This is a genomic window from Streptomyces sp. NPDC098781 (assembly GCF_044759995.1).
Taxonomy (GTDB): Bacteria; Actinomycetota; Actinomycetes; order Streptomycetales; family Streptomycetaceae; genus Streptomyces.
Genome location: NZ_JBIWAK010000005.1, coordinates 218,671 through 236,562 on the forward strand (window position 1 = coordinate 218,671; position 17,892 = coordinate 236,562).

A 17,892-nucleotide genomic window follows, 5' to 3' on the forward strand; every position below is an offset into this window, starting at 1 on the left:
TCACCCCTGCGGCTCCAGGTCCTCCTCCTCGAACACCAGCAGCGTGCGGCTGCTGAGCACCTCGGGGATCGCCTGGAGGCGGGTGAGGACCAGCTCGCGCAGGGCCCGGTTGTCGGGGGTGTGCACCAGCAGCAGGACGTCGAAGTCGCCTCCCACCAGGGCGATGTGGGAGGCGCCGGGGAGCTGGCGGAGCTGTTCGCGGACCGTGCGCCAGGAGTTCTGGACGATTTTCAGGGTGATGTACGCCGAAGTGCCCTGACCGGCGCGTTCATGGTCGACGCGGGCGCCGAAACCGCGGATGACGCCGTCCTCGATGAGACGGTTGATGCGGGCGTAGGCGTTGGCACGCGAGACATGGACCCGCTCGGCGACCGACCGTATCGAGGCACGGCCGTCCGCCTGGAGCATTTGCAGGATGTCCTGATCGATGGCGTCGAGCGGACGCGGCGGCGGCAGGGGGACGCCGCCGTCCGGGCTCTCGGCCATTTGTTCAGGCGCCATGTCCCCCTACCTTCCTTCCGTGGACGTAGTGCGTTCATTGGAGGTTGTGGAGAACCGTTTGTCCACAGCCTGAGGGTGCCTGTAGCCAAAATGTGCCGACGACCGAACAATCGGTAGGTGAGGCGCATCACAGAAGCTGCGCCTCCCGTAGTCACTCCCACGAGGAGGTGCCGTCATGACGGTCATGGAGCAGCGGGGCGCGTACCGGCCATCGCCGCCGCCCGCCTGGCAGCCCCGTATGGACCCCGCGCCGCTGCTGCCCGACGCCGAGCCCTACCGCGTCCTCGGGACGGAGACGGCCGCGAAGGCCGACCCGGACCTGCTGCGCCGGCTCTACGCCGAGCTGGTGCGCGGGCGCCGCTACAACACGCAGGCGACCGCGCTGACCAAGCAGGGCCGCCTCGCCGTATACCCGTCCAGCACCGGTCAGGAGGCCTGCGAGGTCGCCGCCGCGCTCGCCCTGGAGGAGCGCGACTGGCTCTTCCCGAGCTACCGCGACACCCTCGCGGCCGTCGCACGCGGCGTGGACCCCGTCGAGGCCCTGACCCTGCTGCGCGGCGACTGGCACACCGGCTACGACCCGCACGAGCACCGCGTGGCCCCCCTGTGCACGCCGCTCGCCACCCAGCTTCCGCACGCCGTCGGCCTCGCGCACGCCGCCCGCCTCAAGGGCGACGACGTGGTCGCGCTCGCCATGGTCGGCGACGGCGGCACCAGCGAGGGCGACTTCCACGAGGCGCTGAACTTCGCCGCCGTGTGGCAGGCGCCGGTCGTCTTCCTCGTCCAGAACAACGGCTTCGCGATCTCCGTACCGCTCGCCAAGCAGACCGCGGCCCCGTCGCTGGCCCACAAGGCCGTCGGCTACGGCATGCCCGGCCGCCTGGTCGACGGCAATGACGCCGCCGCCGTGCTGGAGGTCGTCGGCGATGCCGTACGGCAGGCGCGCGCGGGCGGCGGCCCCACCCTGATCGAGGCGGTCACCTACCGCATCGACGCCCACACCAACGCCGACGACGCCACCCGCTACCGCGGTGACTCCGAGGTCGAGACCTGGCGCGGGCACGACCCGATCGCCCTCCTGGAGCACGAGCTGACCGAGCGCGGGCTGCTCGACGACGACGGCAAGCAGGCCGCGAAGGACGCCGCCGAGGCCATGGCCGCCGATCTGCGGGAGCGCATGAACCAGGACCCGGCGCTCGACCCGGCGGACCTGTTCGCCCACGTGTACGCCGAGCCCACCCCGCAACTGCGGGAACAGCAGGCGCAGTTGCAGGCCGAGCTGGACGCCGAGGCCCACCAGGAAGGCGCGCACCGATGACCACCGTCGCCGTCAAGCCGGCCACCATGGCGCAGGCGCTCACGCGAGCGCTGCGCGACGCCATGGCGGACGACCCCACCGTGCACGTCATGGGTGAGGACGTCGGCACTCTCGGCGGTGTCTTCCGCGTCACCGACGGGCTCGCCAAGGAGTTCGGCGAGGACCGCTGCACGGACACCCCGCTCGCCGAGGCGGGCATCCTGGGCACGGCGGTCGGCATGGCCATGTACGGCCTGCGCCCGGTGGTGGAGATGCAGTTCGACGCCTTCGCCTACCCGGCGTTCGAGCAGCTGATCTCCCACGTGGCGCGCATGCGCAACCGCACCCACGGCAAGATGCCGCTCCCGATCACCATCCGGGTCCCGTACGGCGGCGGCATCGGCGGCGTCGAGCACCACAGCGACTCGTCCGAGGCGTACTACATGGCGACTCCGGGGCTCCATGTCGTCATGCCCGCGACCGTCGCCGACGCCTACGGACTGCTGCGCGCCTCCATCGCCTCCGACGACCCGGTGGTCTTCCTGGAGCCCAAGCGGCTGTACTGGTCGAAGGACGCCTGGAACCCGGAGGATCCGCGGACCGTTGAACCGATAGGCCGCGCGGTGGTGCGGCGCTCCGGCCGGAGTGCCACGCTCATCACGTACGGACCGTCCGTGCCCGTCTGCCTCGAAGCCGCCGAGGCGGCGCGGGAGGAGGGGTGGGACCTGGAAGTCGTCGATCTGCGCTCGCTGGTGCCGTTCGACGACGAGACGGTCGCCGCCTCGGTACGGCGGACCGGACGGGCGGTCGTCGTACACGAGTCGGGCGGGTTCGGCGGACCGGGAGGGGAGATCGCGGCCCGGGTCACGGAGCGCTGCTTCCACCATCTGGAGGCGCCGGTGCTGCGCGTGGCCGGGTTCGACATCCCCTATCCGCCGCCGATGCTGGAGCGTCACCACCTGCCCGGCGTTGACCGGATCCTGGACGCCGTGGGGCGTTTGCAGTGGGAGGCCGAGAGCTGATGGCACAGGTGCTCGAGTTCAAGCTCCCCGACCTCGGGGAGGGGCTCACCGAGGCGGAGATCGTGCGCTGGCTGGTCCAGGTCGGCGACGTCGTCGCGGTCGACCAACCGGTCGTCGAGGTCGAGACGGCCAAGGCGATGGTCGACATCCCCTGCCCCTACGGCGGCGTGGTCACGGCCCGCTTCGGCGAGGAGGGCACGGAACTGCCGGTCGGGGCACCGCTGCTGACCGTGGCGGTGGGCGCGTCGGCCTCCGACGGCGAGGCCGAGGGCTCAGGGAACGTGCTGGTGGGCTACGGCACCTCGGAGGCTCCGGCCCGGCGCCGCAGGGTGCGCCCGGCCACCCCGACGCCACCGTCGGCCAACGGCGCCGCCGCGCGCGAGGCCGGCGCGGAGAGCGTGGCGCGGCCCGTCGGCACCGCGGCGGGGCACGGTCGGGCCGGTCACGGCCGGGACATGGCACCGGCCGACGAGGAGACCCGCGGTGACGGCCCGGTGCCGGTGATCTCCCCGCTGGTACGCCGTCTCGCCCGGGAGAACGGCCTGGATCTGCGGGAGCTGCACGGCTCCGGACCGGACGGACTGATCCTGCGGGCCGACGTGGAGTACGCGCTGCGGGCCGCCGAGGTGCACGGCCGCTCCGCGCAGCCGACGGCCGAGCCGCAGCCGCGCATGGCACCGGCGCCCACCGCCGCCGTCCCGCCCGCGCCGGCCCCCGTCCGCTCCTCCGCTCCCGCCGCCGGTATCCGCGTCCCCCTCAAGGGCGTCCGCGGTGCCGTCGCCGACAAGCTCTCCCGCAGCCGGCGCGAGATCCCCGACGCGACCTGCTGGGTGGACGCCGACGCGACGGAGCTGATGCGCGCGCGGACCGCGATGAACGCCGCCGGGGGACCGAAGATCTCCCTGATCGCCCTGCTGGCCCGGATCTGCGCAGCCGCCCTGGCCCGGTTCCCGGAGCTGAACTCCACGGTCGACATGGAGGCCAGGGAGGTCGTCCAGCTCGACCACGTGAACCTCGGGTTCGCCGCGCAGACCGACCGGGGACTCGTCGTGCCGGTCGTCCGGGACGCACACGCGCGGGACGCCGAGTCGCTGACCGCCGAGTTCGCCCGGCTGACCGAGGCGGCCCGCACGGGCAGCCTCACCCCGGCGGAACTCACCGGCGGCACCTTCACGTTGAACAACTACGGGGTGTTCGGGGTCGACGGTTCCACGCCGATCATCAACCACCCCGAGGCCGCGATGCTTGGCGTCGGCCGCATCATCCCCAAGCCGTGGGTGCACGAGGGTGAGCTGGCGGTGCGCCAGGTCGTCGAGCTCTCCCTCACCTTCGACCACCGGGTCTGCGACGGTGGCACGGCGGGCGGCTTCCTGCGGTATGTGGCGGACTGCGTGGAACAGCCGGCGGTGCTGCTGCGCACCCTGTGACGGTTGCTCGACCGGTGCCCTCCCCTGCGTTCCCTGTGATCGTGAAGGCACGCATACTCGGGGGGTGACCGCGTACGAGCCGACGGGCGCGCAGGGCGCCACCGACACGGGGGACCACGTCGTGTACGACGCCGTCGTGCTCGCCGGAGGAGGTGCCCGGCGGCTCGGCGGCGTGGACAAACCCGCCGTCCGCGTCGGCGGGCGCCCGCTGCTCGACCGGGTGCTCGCCGCCTGCGCCGACGCGCGCACCGCCGTGGTCGTCGCCGAGCCCCGCCCGACCGCACGCCGGGTGACCTGGGCGCGCGAGGACCCGCCCGGCGGCGGCCCGGTGGCCGCCCTCGACGCCGGGCTGCGGCACACCACCGCCGAGTTCGTCGTCGTCCTCTCGGCCGACCTGCCGTTTCTCGACGGGCGCACGGTACGGCGGCTGCTGGCCGCCCTGCGCACCGGGGGAGCCGACGGCGCGCTGCTCACCGACGCCGACGGCCGCGACCAGCCGCTCGTCGCCGCGTACCGCGCGCCCGCGCTGCGCCGCGCACTGGCAGCGCTCGCCCAGGGACACGACGGCCCGGCAGGTGCCGAGGGCGCCCCTCTCGCCGGTCTCCCCCTGCGCCGGCTGACCGGCGCACTCGAACTCATCCGCGTCCCCGACCCCGTCGCGTCCTTCGACTGCGACACCTGGGACGACATCGCCACCGCCAGGGCACGCATCAGGGAGCATGGGCACGTGTTGGATGAATGGATTTCCGCAGTCAAGGACGAACTGGGTATCGACCTCGACGTCGACACCAAGGCGCTGCTGGATCTCGCCCGCGACGCCGCCCACGGCGTGGCGCGGCCCGCGGCCCCGCTGACCACCTTCCTCGTCGGATACGCCGCAGCGCAGGCCCAGGGCGGCCAGGGCGGACCCGAAGCCGTCGCCGAGGCAGCCCGCAAGGCCGCCGCCCTCGCCCTGCGCTGGGCCGAGGAGGCCGCCGGCGAGCCCGACCAGGCCCCCGACGCCACCCCCGACACCCGCCCGGACGCCGGATGACCCCCCGCGGCGTCCGGACCGGCGAGGACGCCGAGGACCTCGACGTCGAGGAGGTGCTCGCGCTCGTGAACGAAGGCAACGGTCACCGCACCCCCGGCGACCCCGTGCCCGCGCCCGACCAGCCCGCCCAGGACCGGCAGCGGGACCGCCCCAAGCCGGAACGCCACCACAGGGCGACCCCCTGGCCCGAGGCCCGGGAGATCGCCGCCCGCGCCGCTCGTACGGTTTCCCGGGCCGTCGGCCGCGCCCCGGTCTCCGTCCCCCTCGACGCCGCCCTCGGCCTCACCCTGGCCGCCCCCCTCACCGCCCTCACCGACCTGCCCTCCTTCGACACCTCGGCGATGGACGGCTGGGCGGTCGCGGGACCCGGCCCCTGGGAGGTACGGGAGGAGGGCGTCCTGGCCGGCCATGCCGAGCCCGAGCCGCTCACCGACGGCGAGGCCGTCCGTATCGCGACCGGCGCCCGCATCCCCCCGGACACCACCTCCGTCCTGCGCAGCGAGCACGGCCGCACGGACGCCAAGGGCCAGCTGCACGCCGGCCGGGAGATCCAGCACGGCCAGGACATTCGCCCACGCGGCCAGGAGTGCCGCAGCGGCGATCAACTGCTCGCCGTCGGCACCCTGGTGACCCCGGCCGTGCTCGGTCTGGCGGCGGCGGCCGGATACGACACCCTCACCGCCGTACCCCGCCCCCGCGTCGAAGTCCTGATCCTCGGCGACGAGTTGCTCACCGAAGGACTTCCGCACGACGGGCTCATCCGCGACGCCCTCGGCCCGTTGCTGCCGCCCTGGCTGCGCGCGCTCGGCGCCGAGGTCATCGCCGTACACCGGCTCGGCGACGACGCCAAGGCGCTGCGCAAGACCCTCACCAAGTCCGACGCCGACCTGATCGTCACCACCGGCGGCACCGCGGCCGGCCCCGTCGACCATGTGCACCCCACCCTGGCGCGTCTCGACGCCGAACTCCTGGTGGACGGCGTCAAGGTGCGGCCCGGCCACCCCATGCTGCTGGCCCGCACCAAGGAGAACCAGTACCTGGTCGGTCTGCCCGGCAACCCCCTCGCCGCGGTCTCCGGTCTGCTCACCCTGGCCGAGCCCATGCTGCGCACCCTTGGGGCCCGCCCCGCCCCCGAGTCGTACACGCTGCCCCTGAAGGAGGCCGCGCACGGCCATCCGCACGACACCCGGCTGATCCCGGTCGTGCTGCGCGGTGACCATGCCGTGCCCTTGCACTACCAGGGCCCCGCCATGCTGCGGGGTATGGCGGCCGCCGACGCCGTCGCCGTCGTACCGCCCGGCGGTGCGCGGGCCGGTCAGGAGGCCGAGCTGCTCGATCTGCCTTGGGCCAGTGCCGGCATCGAGGTGTGTTTCACGTGAAACTTCCGGGCCAGGACGCCATAGCAAGACAGGCGGACGAGCGGGTCGCCACCTATCGGGTGAAGCTCCCGAAGAAGATCGTGGAGCATCCGTTCCGGCAGGTCGCCAAGCGGGTCGTGCTGGCTCTGTCGCTGCTCGTGGTGACCGCCTTGATCGTCTATGCCGACCACGACGGTTACAACGACAACTCCGACGGTTCCGTCGATCTGCTCGACGCCTTCTACTACGCGACCGTCAGCCTCTCCACCACCGGATACGGCGACATCACCCCGGTCAGTGACGCGGCCCGGCTCACCAATATCTTCGTCATCACGCCGATGCGCGTGCTGTTCCTGATCATCCTGGTCGGCACCACCCTCGAGGTCCTCACCGAACGGACCCGGGAGGAGTGGCGGCTGACCCGCTGGAGGTCCACCTTGCGCGACCACACCGTCGTCGTCGGCTTCGGCACCAAGGGCCGTTCGGCGATCCAGACCGTCTGTGCGACGGGCCTGAGGAAGGACCAGGTCGTCGTGGTCGACCCGAGTTCCAAGGTGATCGAGGCGGCCGTCGCGGACGGCTACGCCGGGGTCACGGGCGACGCGACACGCAGCGAGGTCCTGAGGCGGGCCGAGGTGCACAGGGCGCGGAAGATCATCATCGCCACCCAGCGGGACGACACCGCCGTGCTGGTGACGCTGACGGCACGCCAGCTCAATCGTGGCGCGAAGATCGTGGCCGCGGTGCGTGAGGAGGAGAACGCACCGCTGCTCAAGCAGTCCGGCGCCGACGCGGTCATCACCAGCGCCAGCGCGGCCGGACGTCTGCTCGGACTGTCCGTGCTCAGCCCTGCCGCCGGCATGGTCCTGGAGGACCTCATCCACCAGGGCAGCGGGCTCGACATCGTCGAACGGCCGGTCATAAAGGCCGAGGTGGGCAAGACCCCACGACAGACCGACGACCTCGTGGTCAGCGTCATCAGGGGACATCGCGTCCTCGGATACGACGATGCGGCCGTCGGGACCCTGGAGTTGACGGACCGGCTCATCACCATCGTGCGGGCGACGCCGGCCACTCAGGTCACACCCGATGACCGGCGTCTGCCCCCAGGGATGAAGCCCATCTGACAGGGGCCGGGCCCTACTTGCGGTTGTACAGCCGCATCGTGATCGGCCCGAAGACCAGCACCAGCAGGGCGGCCCAGCCGACCGACCAGGCGATCTCGTCCGCCGGCCAGTTGCCCGCCATCAACTCGCGGACCGCCGAGGACAGATGGGTGATCGGGCTGTTGTTGACGAAGGCCTGGAGCCAGCCCGGCATCGTCTTCGGGTCGACGAAGATGTTGGACAGGAAGGTCAGCGGGAACAGCACCATCATGCTGACGCCCATCACCGACTTCTCGCTGCGCAGCAACAGCCCGAACATCGTCCAGACCCATGAGAACGCGAACGAGAAGGCGACCAGCAGCGCGATCCCGGCGAGCACACCGACCACCCCGCCGTCCGGGCGGTAGCCGATGATCATGCCGACGGTGAGCATCACGACGGACGCGATCGTGTAGCGCAGGGCGTCGCCCAGCAGATAGCCGACCATGGTCGACGGCCGCCAGATCGGCAGCGAGCGGAACCGGTCGAAGACACCCTTCTCGATGTCGGTGTTCACCGAGACGCCCGTGTACATCGTGATCATCACGACCGACATCACCAGGATGCCCGGCAGCAGGAACTGGATGTACTCCTGCGGGGAGCCGGCCAGGGCACCCCCGAACAGGTAGGTGTACATCAGCACCATCATGATCGGGAACGCGGTGACGTCGAAGAGCTGCTCCGGCACATGCTTGATCTTCAACACCGCCCGCCAGCCGAAGGTCATGGAGGCCGAGAAGGCGCTGGGCCGCGGCGGACGCTCCTGGGCGATGAGCAGCGCGGCGAGCGACTCGGCGCTGACGGGGGCGAGGTCCTTGCTCTCGGTCTGCGTCACGGTGCTCATGCCGTCACCTCGTCCTTGTCGGCGTCCTCGTCGACGTGTGTGTCGCCGGCGTCATGGGTGTCGTGTCCGGTCAGGGCGAGGAAGACCTCGTCCAGGCTGGGCTGGCCCAGCGAGAAGTTGTCGACGGTGATGCCGGTGCGGGCCAGCTCGGCCAGCGCGCGGCCCGCCTGCTCCGCGGCCCCCTGGCCGTTGGTCGCGCCCGAGCCCACCCGCGCGGTCAGGGCCACCGGATCCGGCTCCAGCTGCACATCCGCGTCCAGGGCCAGCCGTAGCACCCGCTGGGCCTCCGGCCGCTGCTGCGGATCACGCAGCCTCAGATGGACGGAGCCGGCGCCGACGGATGCCTTCAGCTCGCCCTTGGTGCCCTCGGCGATCACCTTGCCGCGGTCGATGACGGCGATCCGGGACGCCAGTTGGTCGGCCTCGTCCAGGTACTGCGTGGTCAGCAGCACGGTGGTGCCCTGGGAGACCACCGCGCGCACGATGTCCCACACCTGGTTGCGGCTGCGCGGGTCGAGGCCGGTCGTCGGCTCGTCCAGGAAGAGCAGGTCGGGGGTGTTGAGGATGGACGCGGCGATGTCGATACGGCGTCGCATACCGCCCGAGTAGTTCTTGACCTGCTTCCCGGCCGCGTCCGTCAGCCCGAAGGCCGCCAGCAGCTGCGCGGCACGCTCCCGCGCGGACTGCTTGCCGTGCCCGAGGAGCCGGCCCAGCAGGACCAGGTTCTCGGTGCCGGTGAGGTCCTCGTCCACGGAGGCGTACTGGCCGGTGAGGCTCACCCTGCCGCGTACCGCGTCGGCCTCGCGAACGACGTCGTGCCCGAAGACATGAGCCTCGCCGCCGTCGGGTCGTAGCAGGGTGGCGAGCATCTTCACCGTGGTGGTCTTCCCGGCGCCGTTCGGGCCGAGGACGCCGTAGACCGTGCCGGCCGGGACCGCGAGGTCCACGCCGTCGACGGCCCGTGTCTCGCCGAACGTCTTCACCAGGCCGGCGGTCTCGATCGCGAGACCGGACGTCGTCTGCGTGCTCATGCTGTCGGGGTCCTTCCGAGTGGTCCTTCCACGTTCTTGGGCTACGCATGGGGAGACTTTTACGGTGGCGCAAACTCATCGGTGGCGCACAGGGTTTCCGCAGGGACCCGCCCAAGGACCGAGCGCCCCGGGGACAAGGACCTAGGGACATGGGAGTGGGGGGACGGGGCGGACGGCTTCGTTCGCAGTACGCCGATCCGGGCGCGCGGGGCGAGGAGTAGCGTCCGTTCCATGTATGCGATCACGATTCCCGAACCTGGTGGGCCCGAGGCGCTGGTGTGGGACGAGGTCCCCGATCCGGTGGCCGGCGAGGGCGAGGTACTGGTCGAGGTGGTGGCCGGAGCCGTCAACCGCGCCGACATCCTTCAGCGCCAGGGCTTCTACAACCCGCCGCCCGGCGCCTCCCCCTACCCCGGCCTCGAGTGCTCCGGCCGGATCGCCGAGCTCGGCCCGAACGTCTCCGGCTGGGCCGTCGGCGACGAGGTGTGCGCGCTGCTCTCGGGCGGCGGCTACGCCGAGAAGGTCGTCGTACCGGCCGGTCAGCTGCTGCCCCTGCCCGAGGGGACGAGCCTGACGCGGGCCGCCGCGCTGCCCGAGGTGGTCTGCACGGTCTGGTCCAACGTCTTCATGATCGCCCACCTGCGCCCCGGCGAGACGCTGCTCGTGCACGGCGGCTCCAGTGGCGTCGGCACCCTCGCCATCCAGCTCGCCAAGGCCGTCGGCGCCCGGGTCGCCGTCACGGCCGGCAGCAAGGAGAAGCTGGAGCGGTGCGCCGAACTGGGCGCCGACATCCTGATCAACTACCGGGAACAGGACTTCGTCGAGGAGATCAAGCAGGCGACCGACGGCGCCGGGGCCGACGTCATCCTCGACAACATGGGCGCCAAGTACCTCGACCGCAACGTCCAGGCCCTCGCCGTCAACGGACGGCTCGCCATCATCGGTATGCAGGGCGGCATCAAGGGCGAGCTGAACATCGCCGCGCTCCTCGCCAAGCGAGGCGCCATCAGCGCGACCTCGCTGCGCGCCCGTCCGCTCGCGGAGAAGGCGGCGATCGTGGCGGCCGTACGCGAACATGTCTGGCCCCTCCTGGACGCCGGCCACGTGCACCCCGTCGTCGACCGCGAGCTCCCCATGAGCGACGCTGCCGAGGCCCACCGGATCGTCGAGGACAGCGGGCATGTCGGGAAGGTGCTTCTCGTCGTGCCGTAGGACAGCCGACAGGCTCTAGCCGCGCCGCAGCCGCAGACCCACGAAGGCGAGGCCCAGGCCGAGCCCGATCAGCACGAGCCCCGTCCCCAGCGGCAGGAGTTCGAGCACGGGCTCGGTGGGGCCGTCGGCGTGCGGAGCGGGATGCTGGGCGGGGCGCGCCGACGGGGTGGCGGGGGAGGGATCCTCGGCGGGGGCGTCGGCGGCATCCGAGCTCTCTGCCGCACTCCCCCCGTCGTCCGCGCCCTCACGCTCCCGTGGCGGCTCCGAGCGGTCCCCGTGCTCCTCATCGCGCCCTTCACCGCGGTCCTGGCCGTCTCTCGCCGCCTCCTCGTCCTCCAGCGGCCCCTTCTCCCGTCCGGGCCGCTCCCGGCCCTCACCCGCCCGGCTCCCGGCGCGGGACGGCTCGTCGGAGGGGTCGGCCCGGTACGCGCCGGGCCCGTGGGCGGTGGCGCTGGACGACGCCTTCGGCCCCACTGCCTTCACCGACTCCTCGGCCGATCTGCCGGACGCCCCCGACCCCTTTCCGTTCGCCTCCCGCGACCCGGAACCCTTTCCGTTCGCCTCCCGCGACGCGGAGGGCGACGCGGAGGCGCCCTCGGGCGCCTCAGGCGGCACGGAGAAGGGCGGGGCCTCGGCCGACGAGCCCGGCGATGCCTCCGAGCCCGTCGCGGGCGCGTCGGCCGCGTCCGAGAAGCCTCCGGACGCCCCGGACGCCGGCTGGGACACGGCCATGGAGCCGAAGGACGCCGCCGCCCCGGACGGAGCCTCGCCGACCGGGCCGTCGAGGCCGTACGACACTCCGGCCCCCCACAGTCCGACGGCCAGCCCCGCGACCACCAGGACCAGCGGCCCCGCCCGCCACGACAAGGCGCGCGGCCCGCTCGAAGCCGCTCGCGTACGCCCCCGTGCCACCCCCAGCCATGAAGTCATGGAACAACCCTCACAGCACCTGGCATACCCGGCATTCCGGACTCCGCCACCCGATCCAATCCGCTCCGGTCCGGGGTCACCGGCGAAGGGCCGGAAGGTTGACAGAAACAGGGGACACGTAAACGGTGGATCACCCCACACCGGGGGCACCACGATGATGAGCTGTACGGGTGCGAGAGAATGGCGGCATGGAGATGCCGAGGAACGAACGGTCGTCCGAGAATCCCCAGATCCTGGTCGTCGGCCAGGACGGGATGGCGCTCGGCGGCGGCAACGCGGACGAGGACTCCCGCGAGATTCCCGTGACGGAGCAGGTCGAGCAGCCGGCGAAGGTCATGCGGATCGGCAGCATGATCAAGCAGCTGCTGGAGGAGGTGCGCGTCGCTCCTCTGGACGAGGCGAGCCGGGTCCGCCTGAAGGAGATCCACGCCAGTTCGGTGAAGGAACTGGAGGACGGTCTGGCGCCGGAGCTCGTCGAGGAGCTGGAGCGGCTCTCCCTGCCCTTCACGGACGAGGGAACCCCCTCCGATGCGGAACTGCGCATCGCGCAGGCCCAGTTGGTCGGCTGGCTGGAGGGCCTCTTCCACGGCATCCAGACCACGCTCTTCGCCCAGCAGATGGCCGCGCGCGCCCAGTTGGAGCAGATGCGCCGCGCCCTCCCGCCCGGCGTCGGCGGCCACGAGGACGGCGAGCAGCACCCGGGCGGCCGCACAGGCGGACCGTACCTGTAACCACCGCCCCCAGATCCGCGAAGGGCCCGGCAGCCAGATGCTGCCGGGCCCTTTCAGCTCGCCGGTGTCACTGCGGATTGCCCGTCGAGACCTGGAACTCCATCGTCGGCGGGTCGTCCGGGTCGAAGTCCTTCCGCGCGGCGGGCGACTGCCGCATCACGGTGCCGTCACCGAAAGTGTTCTCGTCGACGTCGACCTTCTTGTACTCCCACCCCGCCGCCTTGAGGCACGCCTCGACCGACGACCAGTGCTTGAACGCGAAGTTCGGCATGGCCACCTTGTCGGCGTCGAGGTACGACTCGTCCGGCTCGGTGCACTCTTCCGTCTCGACCGTGTTCTCGGTGTCGCCCTCGCGGTATCCCGCCTTCTTCGTCGCCGAGGACGTGGCGGTCGCGCCGCCGCTGCCGCCCGCGTCGTCGTCCCCGGAGCCGCCGCCGCCCTTGAGGGACAGCGCCACGATCAGGCCGACGACCGCCACGACGGACACCACGACCGAGCCGAGGATCACCGGCTTGTTGCTCTTGCCGCCGCCCGAGGTCCGCTGCGGCTGGGGCGAGATGGAGTACGGCGGCGGCGTCGCGTGGCCCGGCTGCGGGGAGTACGCCGCGGGCTGGGGCGTCGGGAAGCCGGGCTGCTGCTGCGGGTAGCCGTAGGCCGGGGAGGGCCCGGACGGGGGCGGGGTGCCGTACGGGTTCGGGGCCGGGGTCGGCTGGTACGGCGACTGAACCGGGCCACCGGGCGGCGGCGTCTGGCCGACCGGAGGGAAGACCGAGGCGCCGACGCCCTGGCCGCTCTGCGTGTGCGAGCCCGGCACGATGCTCGGCGGGGCCGCCTGGAAGGACGCGGCCACCCGCAGGCACTCGTCACGCATGGCCTCGGCGCTCGGGAAGCGTTCGTTCGGGTTCTTCTTCAGCGCGCGGGCGACCAGCGCGTCCACGGCCGGCGGCAGCGCGCGATTGATCGTGGACGGAGCGACCGGCTCCTCCTGCACATGCGCGTACGCGATCGCCAGCGGGGAGTCCGCGTCGAACGGGAGCCGCCCGGTGACCAGTTGGAACAGCATGATGCCGACCGAGTAGAGGTCGGAGCGGGCGTCCACCGCCCGGCCGAGCGCCTGCTCGGGCGAGAGGTACTGAGGGGTGCCGACGACCATGCCGGTCTGGGTCATCGAGGTCACGCCGGACTGCATGGCCCGCGCGATGCCGAAGTCCATCACCTTGACCACGCCACGCTTGTTCAGCATCACGTTGCCCGGCTTGATGTCCCGGTGGACCAGGCCCATCTCGTGGCTGATCTCCAGCGCGGCGAGGACGTCCGCGGTGATCTTCAGCGCCTTGTCGGCGGGCACCGCGCCCAACTGCCGTACGTCGTCGTCGAAGACCGAGCTGAGCGGGCGGCCCTCGATGTACTCCATGACGATGTACGGCGTCGTCATGCCGTCGACGGTGTCCTCGCCGGTGTCGAAGACCGAGACGATGTTGGTGTGCGTGAGCTTGGCCACGGCCTGCGCCTCGCGGCGGAAGCGCTCGCGGAACGCCTGCTCGCGACCCAGCTCGGTGTGCAGGGTCTTGATCGCGACCTGCCGGTCGAGCACGGAGTCGTACGCCAGGTGCACCGCGGCCATGCCGCCCTGGCCGAGCAGGTCGCGCAGCTGATAGCGGCCGCCGGCCAGCGACCGCCCCGCGTTCGCGCCCTGTGCGCCGTCCTGGCTCATGTTCTGCGTCCCCCGTGCCCCATGGGCGCCTGCCACCCCGTGGACCGGGTGGTCCCGAGTGATCCAATGTGCTATTCCCGGCCAAGTCTGCCCCACGGCACTGACAGGTCAAGCGCGGTGCCCGATCCGTGACCGTACGCGAAGGGAGCGACGCGGAAGCGTTACAGGGGCCGTACGGTCGGTGCACAGAATTTGCACGAGGAGACCGGGTGCAGGTTTGATGGCCGGTCCGTCTGCGTCCGCTGAGGGCGGCCGTCTCGGACCGACGGCTTGCGCCGAGGCTGTAGCGTGGCCGACGGAGACCGTAACAACACCGCGCGCACCGCGGGCAGAAACGACGGCGAGGACTGATGGAGCAGCAGCAGCGCGCTCAGGGCCCGTCCGACCCCGAGGCGGCTGGCGGCGGTATGTCAGACGCGCCGGAAATGTGGGGTAATGGCGGACTTGTCGGGGATGGCCGTTACCGGCTGACCCGCAGACTCGGCCGGGGCGGCATGGCCGAGGTGTTCGCGGCCGAGGACGTACGTCTCGGGCGCACCGTGGCGGTCAAGCTGCTGCGCTCCGACCTCGCCGAGGACCCGGTGTCCAAGGCCCGCTTCACCCGCGAGGCCCAGTCGGTGGCCGGCCTCAACCACCATGCGATCGTCGCCGTGTACGACTCCGGCGAGGACTTCGTGGGCGGCCAGAGCGTGCCGTACATCGTCATGGAGATCGTCGAGGGCCGCACCATCCGCGACCTCCTCCTCAACGCCGAGGCGCCCGGCCCCGAGCAGGCGCTGATCATCGTCTCCGGCGTCCTGGAGGCCCTGGCCTACTCGCACCAGCACGGCATCGTGCACCGCGACATCAAGCCCGCCAACGTCATCATCACCAACAACGGCGCCGTGAAGGTGATGGACTTCGGCATCGCCCGCGCGCTGCACGGCGCGCAGTCGACGATGACCCAGACCGGCATGGTCATGGGCACCCCGCAGTACCTCTCGCCCGAGCAGGCGCTCGGCAAGGCGGTCGACCACCGTTCCGACCTGTACGCGACCGGCTGCCTCCTGTACGAACTGCTCGCGCTGAGGCCCCCGTTCACCGGCGAGACCCCGCTGTCGGTGGTCTACCAGCACGTGCAGGACATCCCGACGCCGCCGTCCGAGGTCTCCGACGCCACGCCGCCGGAGCTCGACGGCCTGGTCATGCGCTCGCTCGCCAAGGAGCCGGACGACCGGTTCCAGACGGCCGAGGAGATGCGCGGGCTCGTCCAGTACGGCCTTCAGATGCTGTACGACCAGGGCGGGCACACCGGCACCTGGAACACCGGCCCGGTGACCATGCACGAGGGCCGGCACACCCCGTCCGCGGGCTTCGCGAGTACGACGGTCATGGGCCACCCGGGCACCCCGGCCTCCGGTACGACGCAGATCCCGCAGCAGATCCTGCCCTCCGGCTACGGCGGCGGGGACGACGGCGGCTTCGAGGGACACGGCAACAGGGGCAGCGGCCGCGGCAAGCTGTGGATCCTCGCCGTCCTCGCGGTGATCGCCATCGCGGCGGGTGTCGCGCTGGCGCTGAACAACGGCGGCGGTGGCGGCGGCGGGGGCAACGACACCCCGCAGAAGCCGACCGCCACGCAGACCACCGACGAGGCCACCGAGGAGCCGACCGACGAGGCCACCGAGGAGCCGACCGACGAGGTCACGGACGACGGCACGGGCACGGAGACCGACCCGGACTACACGCCGACGGAGGAGCCCACCGAGGAGCCGACGGAGGAGCCCACCCAGGAGCCGACTCAGGAGCCGACCACGGCCGAGCCGACCGAGGAGCCGACGGAGGAGCCCACCGAGGAGCCGACGGAGGACCCGACGGTCGACCCGACGCTCCCGACCGCTCCGACGGGCACCGGCGGAGGCTGACCCGCCCGGCGACCGGACCGACCCCTCACGCGCGCGTGCGGCCCTGCAACGGGCTTCACGCGCGCGTGGCGTTTGCGTACGGCCTCCTCCGCGCGCCGGCACGACCCGCGAACTGGGCGTTGTCACAGCCAGTCGTCGGCCGTCGCCCCCGGCCGCGCCCGGAGGCAATTCTTGATCGTTTTTTACCGAGCGGGAATAGCCGGACATTTCCTTCTTCACATACGAGGGTGATGTCACACCGGCTGAGTGATCCACCCCTCGGCTGCTCTTCCCGTGACCTGGCTCACCGATATAACGTGCCGTTGTTCCGGCCCCCTGCAAGGCTGTGACCAGGACTTGTTCCCGGCTTTCGGGATTTACTTGGAAATCCAAGCAAAATCCCAGGTCAGGAGGGGTTTCACAGAAATGTGGAGCACTGGGTAACGTGCCTTTTGCAGGGCGCTCGCCGGGGCACCTGTCACGCCTGTCCCCCAACGAGCCGCACCCACCCTGTGCGTCCGTAGGGCTTCAGGTGAGCCGCACTGGCACCCGGCGAACCCGGGTAGCCGGACCGACGGAGGAGCACACGTGACCGTGGAGAGCACTGCCGCGCGAAAGCCGCGACGCAGCGCCGGTACCAAGAGCACGGCCGGCAAGACAACCGCAAGGAAAACGACGAGTACGGACCCCGAACTCGTTCAGTTGCTGACGCCCGAGGGCAAGCGCGTCAAGAACGCCGAGTACGACAAGTACGTCGCCGGCATCACCCCCGAAGAGCTCCGCGGCCTCTACCGCGACATGGTGCTCACCCGACGCTTCGACGCCGAGGCCACCTCCCTGCAACGCCAGGGCGAGCTGGGCCTGTGGGCGTCGCTGCTCGGCCAGGAGGCCGCCCAGATCGGCTCCGGCCGGGCCACCCGTGAGGACGACTACGTCTTCCCGACCTACCGCGAGCACGGCGTCGCCTGGTGCCGCGGGGTCGACCCGACCAACCTGCTCGGGATGTTCCGCGGTGTGAACAACGGCGGCTGGGACCCGAACAGCAACAACTTCCAGCTCTACACGATCGTCATCGGCTCCCAGACGCTGCACGCCACCGGCTACGCGATGGGCATCACCAAGGACGGCGCCGACAGCGCGGTCATCGCGTACTTCGGCGACGGCGCCTCCAGCCAGGGCGACGTGGCGGAGTCCTTCACCTTCTCCGCGGTCTACAACGCCCCCGTGGTGTTCTTCTGCCAGAACAACCAGTGGGCGATCTCCGAACCGACCGAGAAGCAGACCCGCGTGCCGCTCTACCAGCGCGCGCAGGGCTACGGCTTCCCCGGCGTCCGCGTCGACGGCAACGACGTCCTGGCCTGTCTGGCCGTGACGAAGTGGGCGCTGGAGCGTGCCCGCGCCGGCGAGGGACCGACGCTGGTCGAGGCGTACACGTACCGCATGGGCGCCCACACCACCTCCGACGACCCGACGAAGTACCGCGCCGACGAGGAGCGCGAGGCCTGGGAGGCGAAGGACCCGATCCTGCGCGTCCGCCGGTATCTCGAGGCTTCAAACCACGCGGACGAGGGATTCTTCGCGGAACTGGAGACCGAGAGCGAGGCGTTGGGCAAACGAGTGCGCGAGGCGGTCCGTGCCATGCCGGACCCGGACCACTTCGCCATCTTCGAGAACGTGTACGCGGACGGGCATGCGCTCGTCGACGAGGAGCGCGCCCAGTTCGCCGCCTACCAGGCGTCGTTCGCGGACGTAGAGGGGGCCTGA

15 protein-coding genes are annotated in these 17,892 nt (G+C 71.5%); 10 read left to right on the forward strand and 5 right to left on the reverse strand.

The window, feature by feature from the left end; translation table 11 throughout:
• The gene (locus ACIQWG_RS21800) at positions 1-486 is read right to left on the reverse strand and encodes an Lrp/AsnC family transcriptional regulator (RefSeq protein ID WP_403458864.1); all 486 of its coding nucleotides are present in this window, start codon (positions 484-486) and stop codon (positions 1-3) included.
• A gap of 190 nt (positions 487-676) precedes the next feature.
• Here ACIQWG_RS21800 and pdhA (ACIQWG_RS21805) point away from each other — a divergent pair, with 190 nt between their 5' ends.
• The 6 genes from pdhA (ACIQWG_RS21805) to ACIQWG_RS21830 all read left to right on the forward strand — a co-directional run bounded on the left by pdhA (ACIQWG_RS21805) (position 677) and on the right by ACIQWG_RS21830 (position 7,765).
• Positions 677-1,819, forward strand: a complete 1,143-nt coding sequence (gene pdhA / locus ACIQWG_RS21805) for a pyruvate dehydrogenase (acetyl-transferring) E1 component subunit alpha (RefSeq protein WP_404098232.1) — start codon at positions 677-679, stop codon at positions 1,817-1,819.
• On the forward strand, positions 1,816-2,820 hold the full coding sequence (locus ACIQWG_RS21810) for an alpha-ketoacid dehydrogenase subunit beta (RefSeq protein ID WP_404098235.1): 1,005 nt from the start codon (positions 1,816-1,818) through the stop codon (positions 2,818-2,820). Before pdhA (ACIQWG_RS21805) ends, ACIQWG_RS21810 begins: the two co-directional genes overlap by 4 nt.
• A complete protein-coding gene (locus ACIQWG_RS21815) occupies positions 2,820-4,247 on the forward strand; it encodes a dihydrolipoamide acetyltransferase family protein (protein ID WP_404098238.1) in 1,428 nt (475 codons plus the stop codon). The genes ACIQWG_RS21810 and ACIQWG_RS21815 overlap by 1 nt, the downstream gene beginning before the upstream one ends.
• A 64-nt stretch (positions 4,248-4,311) precedes the next feature.
• Complete coding sequence (locus ACIQWG_RS21820; protein ID WP_404098241.1) at positions 4,312-5,280, forward strand: NTP transferase domain-containing protein; 969 nt, start codon at positions 4,312-4,314, stop codon at positions 5,278-5,280.
• A complete protein-coding gene (locus tag ACIQWG_RS21825; protein ID WP_404098243.1) occupies positions 5,277-6,659 on the forward strand; it encodes a molybdopterin molybdotransferase MoeA in 1,383 nt (460 codons plus the stop codon). The genes ACIQWG_RS21820 and ACIQWG_RS21825 overlap by 4 nt, the downstream gene beginning before the upstream one ends.
• The gene (locus ACIQWG_RS21830) at positions 6,647-7,765 is read left to right on the forward strand and encodes a potassium channel family protein (RefSeq protein WP_404098247.1); all 1,119 of its coding nucleotides are present in this window, start codon (positions 6,647-6,649) and stop codon (positions 7,763-7,765) included. The genes ACIQWG_RS21825 and ACIQWG_RS21830 overlap by 13 nt, the downstream gene beginning before the upstream one ends.
• A 13-nt stretch (positions 7,766-7,778) precedes the next feature.
• On the opposite strand, the gene ACIQWG_RS21835 is transcribed toward ACIQWG_RS21830, so the two are convergent.
• A complete protein-coding gene (locus ACIQWG_RS21835) occupies positions 7,779-8,627 on the reverse strand; it encodes an ABC transporter permease (protein WP_404098250.1) in 849 nt (282 codons plus the stop codon).
• On the reverse strand, positions 8,624-9,658 hold the full coding sequence (locus ACIQWG_RS21840; protein ID WP_404098253.1) for an ATP-binding cassette domain-containing protein: 1,035 nt from the start codon (positions 9,656-9,658) through the stop codon (positions 8,624-8,626). The genes ACIQWG_RS21835 and ACIQWG_RS21840 overlap by 4 nt, the downstream gene beginning before the upstream one ends.
• Positions 9,659-9,889: 231 nt before the next feature.
• Here ACIQWG_RS21840 and ACIQWG_RS21845 point away from each other — a divergent pair, with 231 nt between their 5' ends.
• Positions 9,890-10,870 carry an NAD(P)H-quinone oxidoreductase gene (locus tag ACIQWG_RS21845; RefSeq protein WP_404098255.1) on the forward strand — a complete coding sequence of 327 codons (981 nt, stop codon included), beginning with the start codon at positions 9,890-9,892 and terminating at the stop codon, positions 10,868-10,870.
• A 15-nt stretch (positions 10,871-10,885) separates the two neighbouring features.
• Here ACIQWG_RS21845 and ACIQWG_RS21850 read toward each other — a convergent pair whose 3' ends face one another.
• Entirely contained in the window at positions 10,886-11,800 is a 915-nt protein-coding gene (locus ACIQWG_RS21850) for a hypothetical protein (RefSeq protein ID WP_404098258.1), read from the reverse strand.
• A 188-nt stretch (positions 11,801-11,988) separates the two neighbouring features.
• Between ACIQWG_RS21850 and ACIQWG_RS21855 the strand changes: the two genes are divergently transcribed.
• Positions 11,989-12,531: a bacterial proteasome activator family protein gene (locus tag ACIQWG_RS21855; protein WP_404098261.1), complete on the forward strand. Its 543-nt coding sequence runs from the start codon at positions 11,989-11,991 to the stop codon at positions 12,529-12,531.
• A 67-nt stretch (positions 12,532-12,598) separates the two neighbouring features.
• Here the strand turns inward: ACIQWG_RS21855 and ACIQWG_RS21860 are convergent, their stop codons facing one another.
• Positions 12,599-14,245: a protein kinase gene (locus ACIQWG_RS21860; protein ID WP_404098264.1), complete on the reverse strand. Its 1,647-nt coding sequence runs from the start codon at positions 14,243-14,245 to the stop codon at positions 12,599-12,601.
• Between the two features lie 350 nt (positions 14,246-14,595).
• Between ACIQWG_RS21860 and ACIQWG_RS21865 the strand changes: the two genes are divergently transcribed.
• Positions 14,596-16,149, forward strand: a complete 1,554-nt coding sequence (locus ACIQWG_RS21865) for a protein kinase (protein WP_404098267.1) — start codon at positions 14,596-14,598, stop codon at positions 16,147-16,149.
• Between the two features lie 567 nt (positions 16,150-16,716).
• Complete coding sequence (gene pdhA / locus ACIQWG_RS21870; RefSeq protein WP_404098270.1) at positions 16,717-17,892, forward strand: pyruvate dehydrogenase (acetyl-transferring) E1 component subunit alpha; 1,176 nt, start codon at positions 16,717-16,719, stop codon at positions 17,890-17,892.

What these genes read in the sequence shown, in the direction of transcription:
- ACIQWG_RS21800 (WP_403458864.1), bottom strand. Translation starts at nt 486, where the DNA reads ATGGCCGAGAGCCCGGACGGCGGCGTCCCCCTGCCGCCGCCGCGTCCG.
- pdhA (WP_404098232.1), top strand. Translation starts at nt 677, where the DNA reads ATGACGGTCATGGAGCAGCGGGGCGCGTACCGGCCATCGCCGCCGCCC.
- ACIQWG_RS21810 (WP_404098235.1), top strand. Translation starts at nt 1,816, where the DNA reads ATGACCACCGTCGCCGTCAAGCCGGCCACCATGGCGCAGGCGCTCACG.
- ACIQWG_RS21815 (WP_404098238.1), top strand. Translation starts at nt 2,820, where the DNA reads ATGGCACAGGTGCTCGAGTTCAAGCTCCCCGACCTCGGGGAGGGGCTC.
- ACIQWG_RS21825 (WP_404098243.1), top strand. Translation starts at nt 5,277, where the DNA reads ATGACCCCCCGCGGCGTCCGGACCGGCGAGGACGCCGAGGACCTCGAC.
- ACIQWG_RS21835 (WP_404098250.1), bottom strand. Translation starts at nt 8,627, where the DNA reads ATGAGCACCGTGACGCAGACCGAGAGCAAGGACCTCGCCCCCGTCAGC.
- ACIQWG_RS21840 (WP_404098253.1), bottom strand. Translation starts at nt 9,658, where the DNA reads ATGAGCACGCAGACGACGTCCGGTCTCGCGATCGAGACCGCCGGCCTG.
- ACIQWG_RS21845 (WP_404098255.1), top strand. Translation starts at nt 9,890, where the DNA reads ATGTATGCGATCACGATTCCCGAACCTGGTGGGCCCGAGGCGCTGGTG.
- ACIQWG_RS21850 (WP_404098258.1), bottom strand. Translation starts at nt 11,800, where the DNA reads ATGACTTCATGGCTGGGGGTGGCACGGGGGCGTACGCGAGCGGCTTCG.
- ACIQWG_RS21855 (WP_404098261.1), top strand. Translation starts at nt 11,989, where the DNA reads ATGGAGATGCCGAGGAACGAACGGTCGTCCGAGAATCCCCAGATCCTG.
- ACIQWG_RS21860 (WP_404098264.1), bottom strand. Translation starts at nt 14,245, where the DNA reads ATGAGCCAGGACGGCGCACAGGGCGCGAACGCGGGGCGGTCGCTGGCC.
- ACIQWG_RS21865 (WP_404098267.1), top strand. Translation starts at nt 14,596, where the DNA reads ATGGAGCAGCAGCAGCGCGCTCAGGGCCCGTCCGACCCCGAGGCGGCT.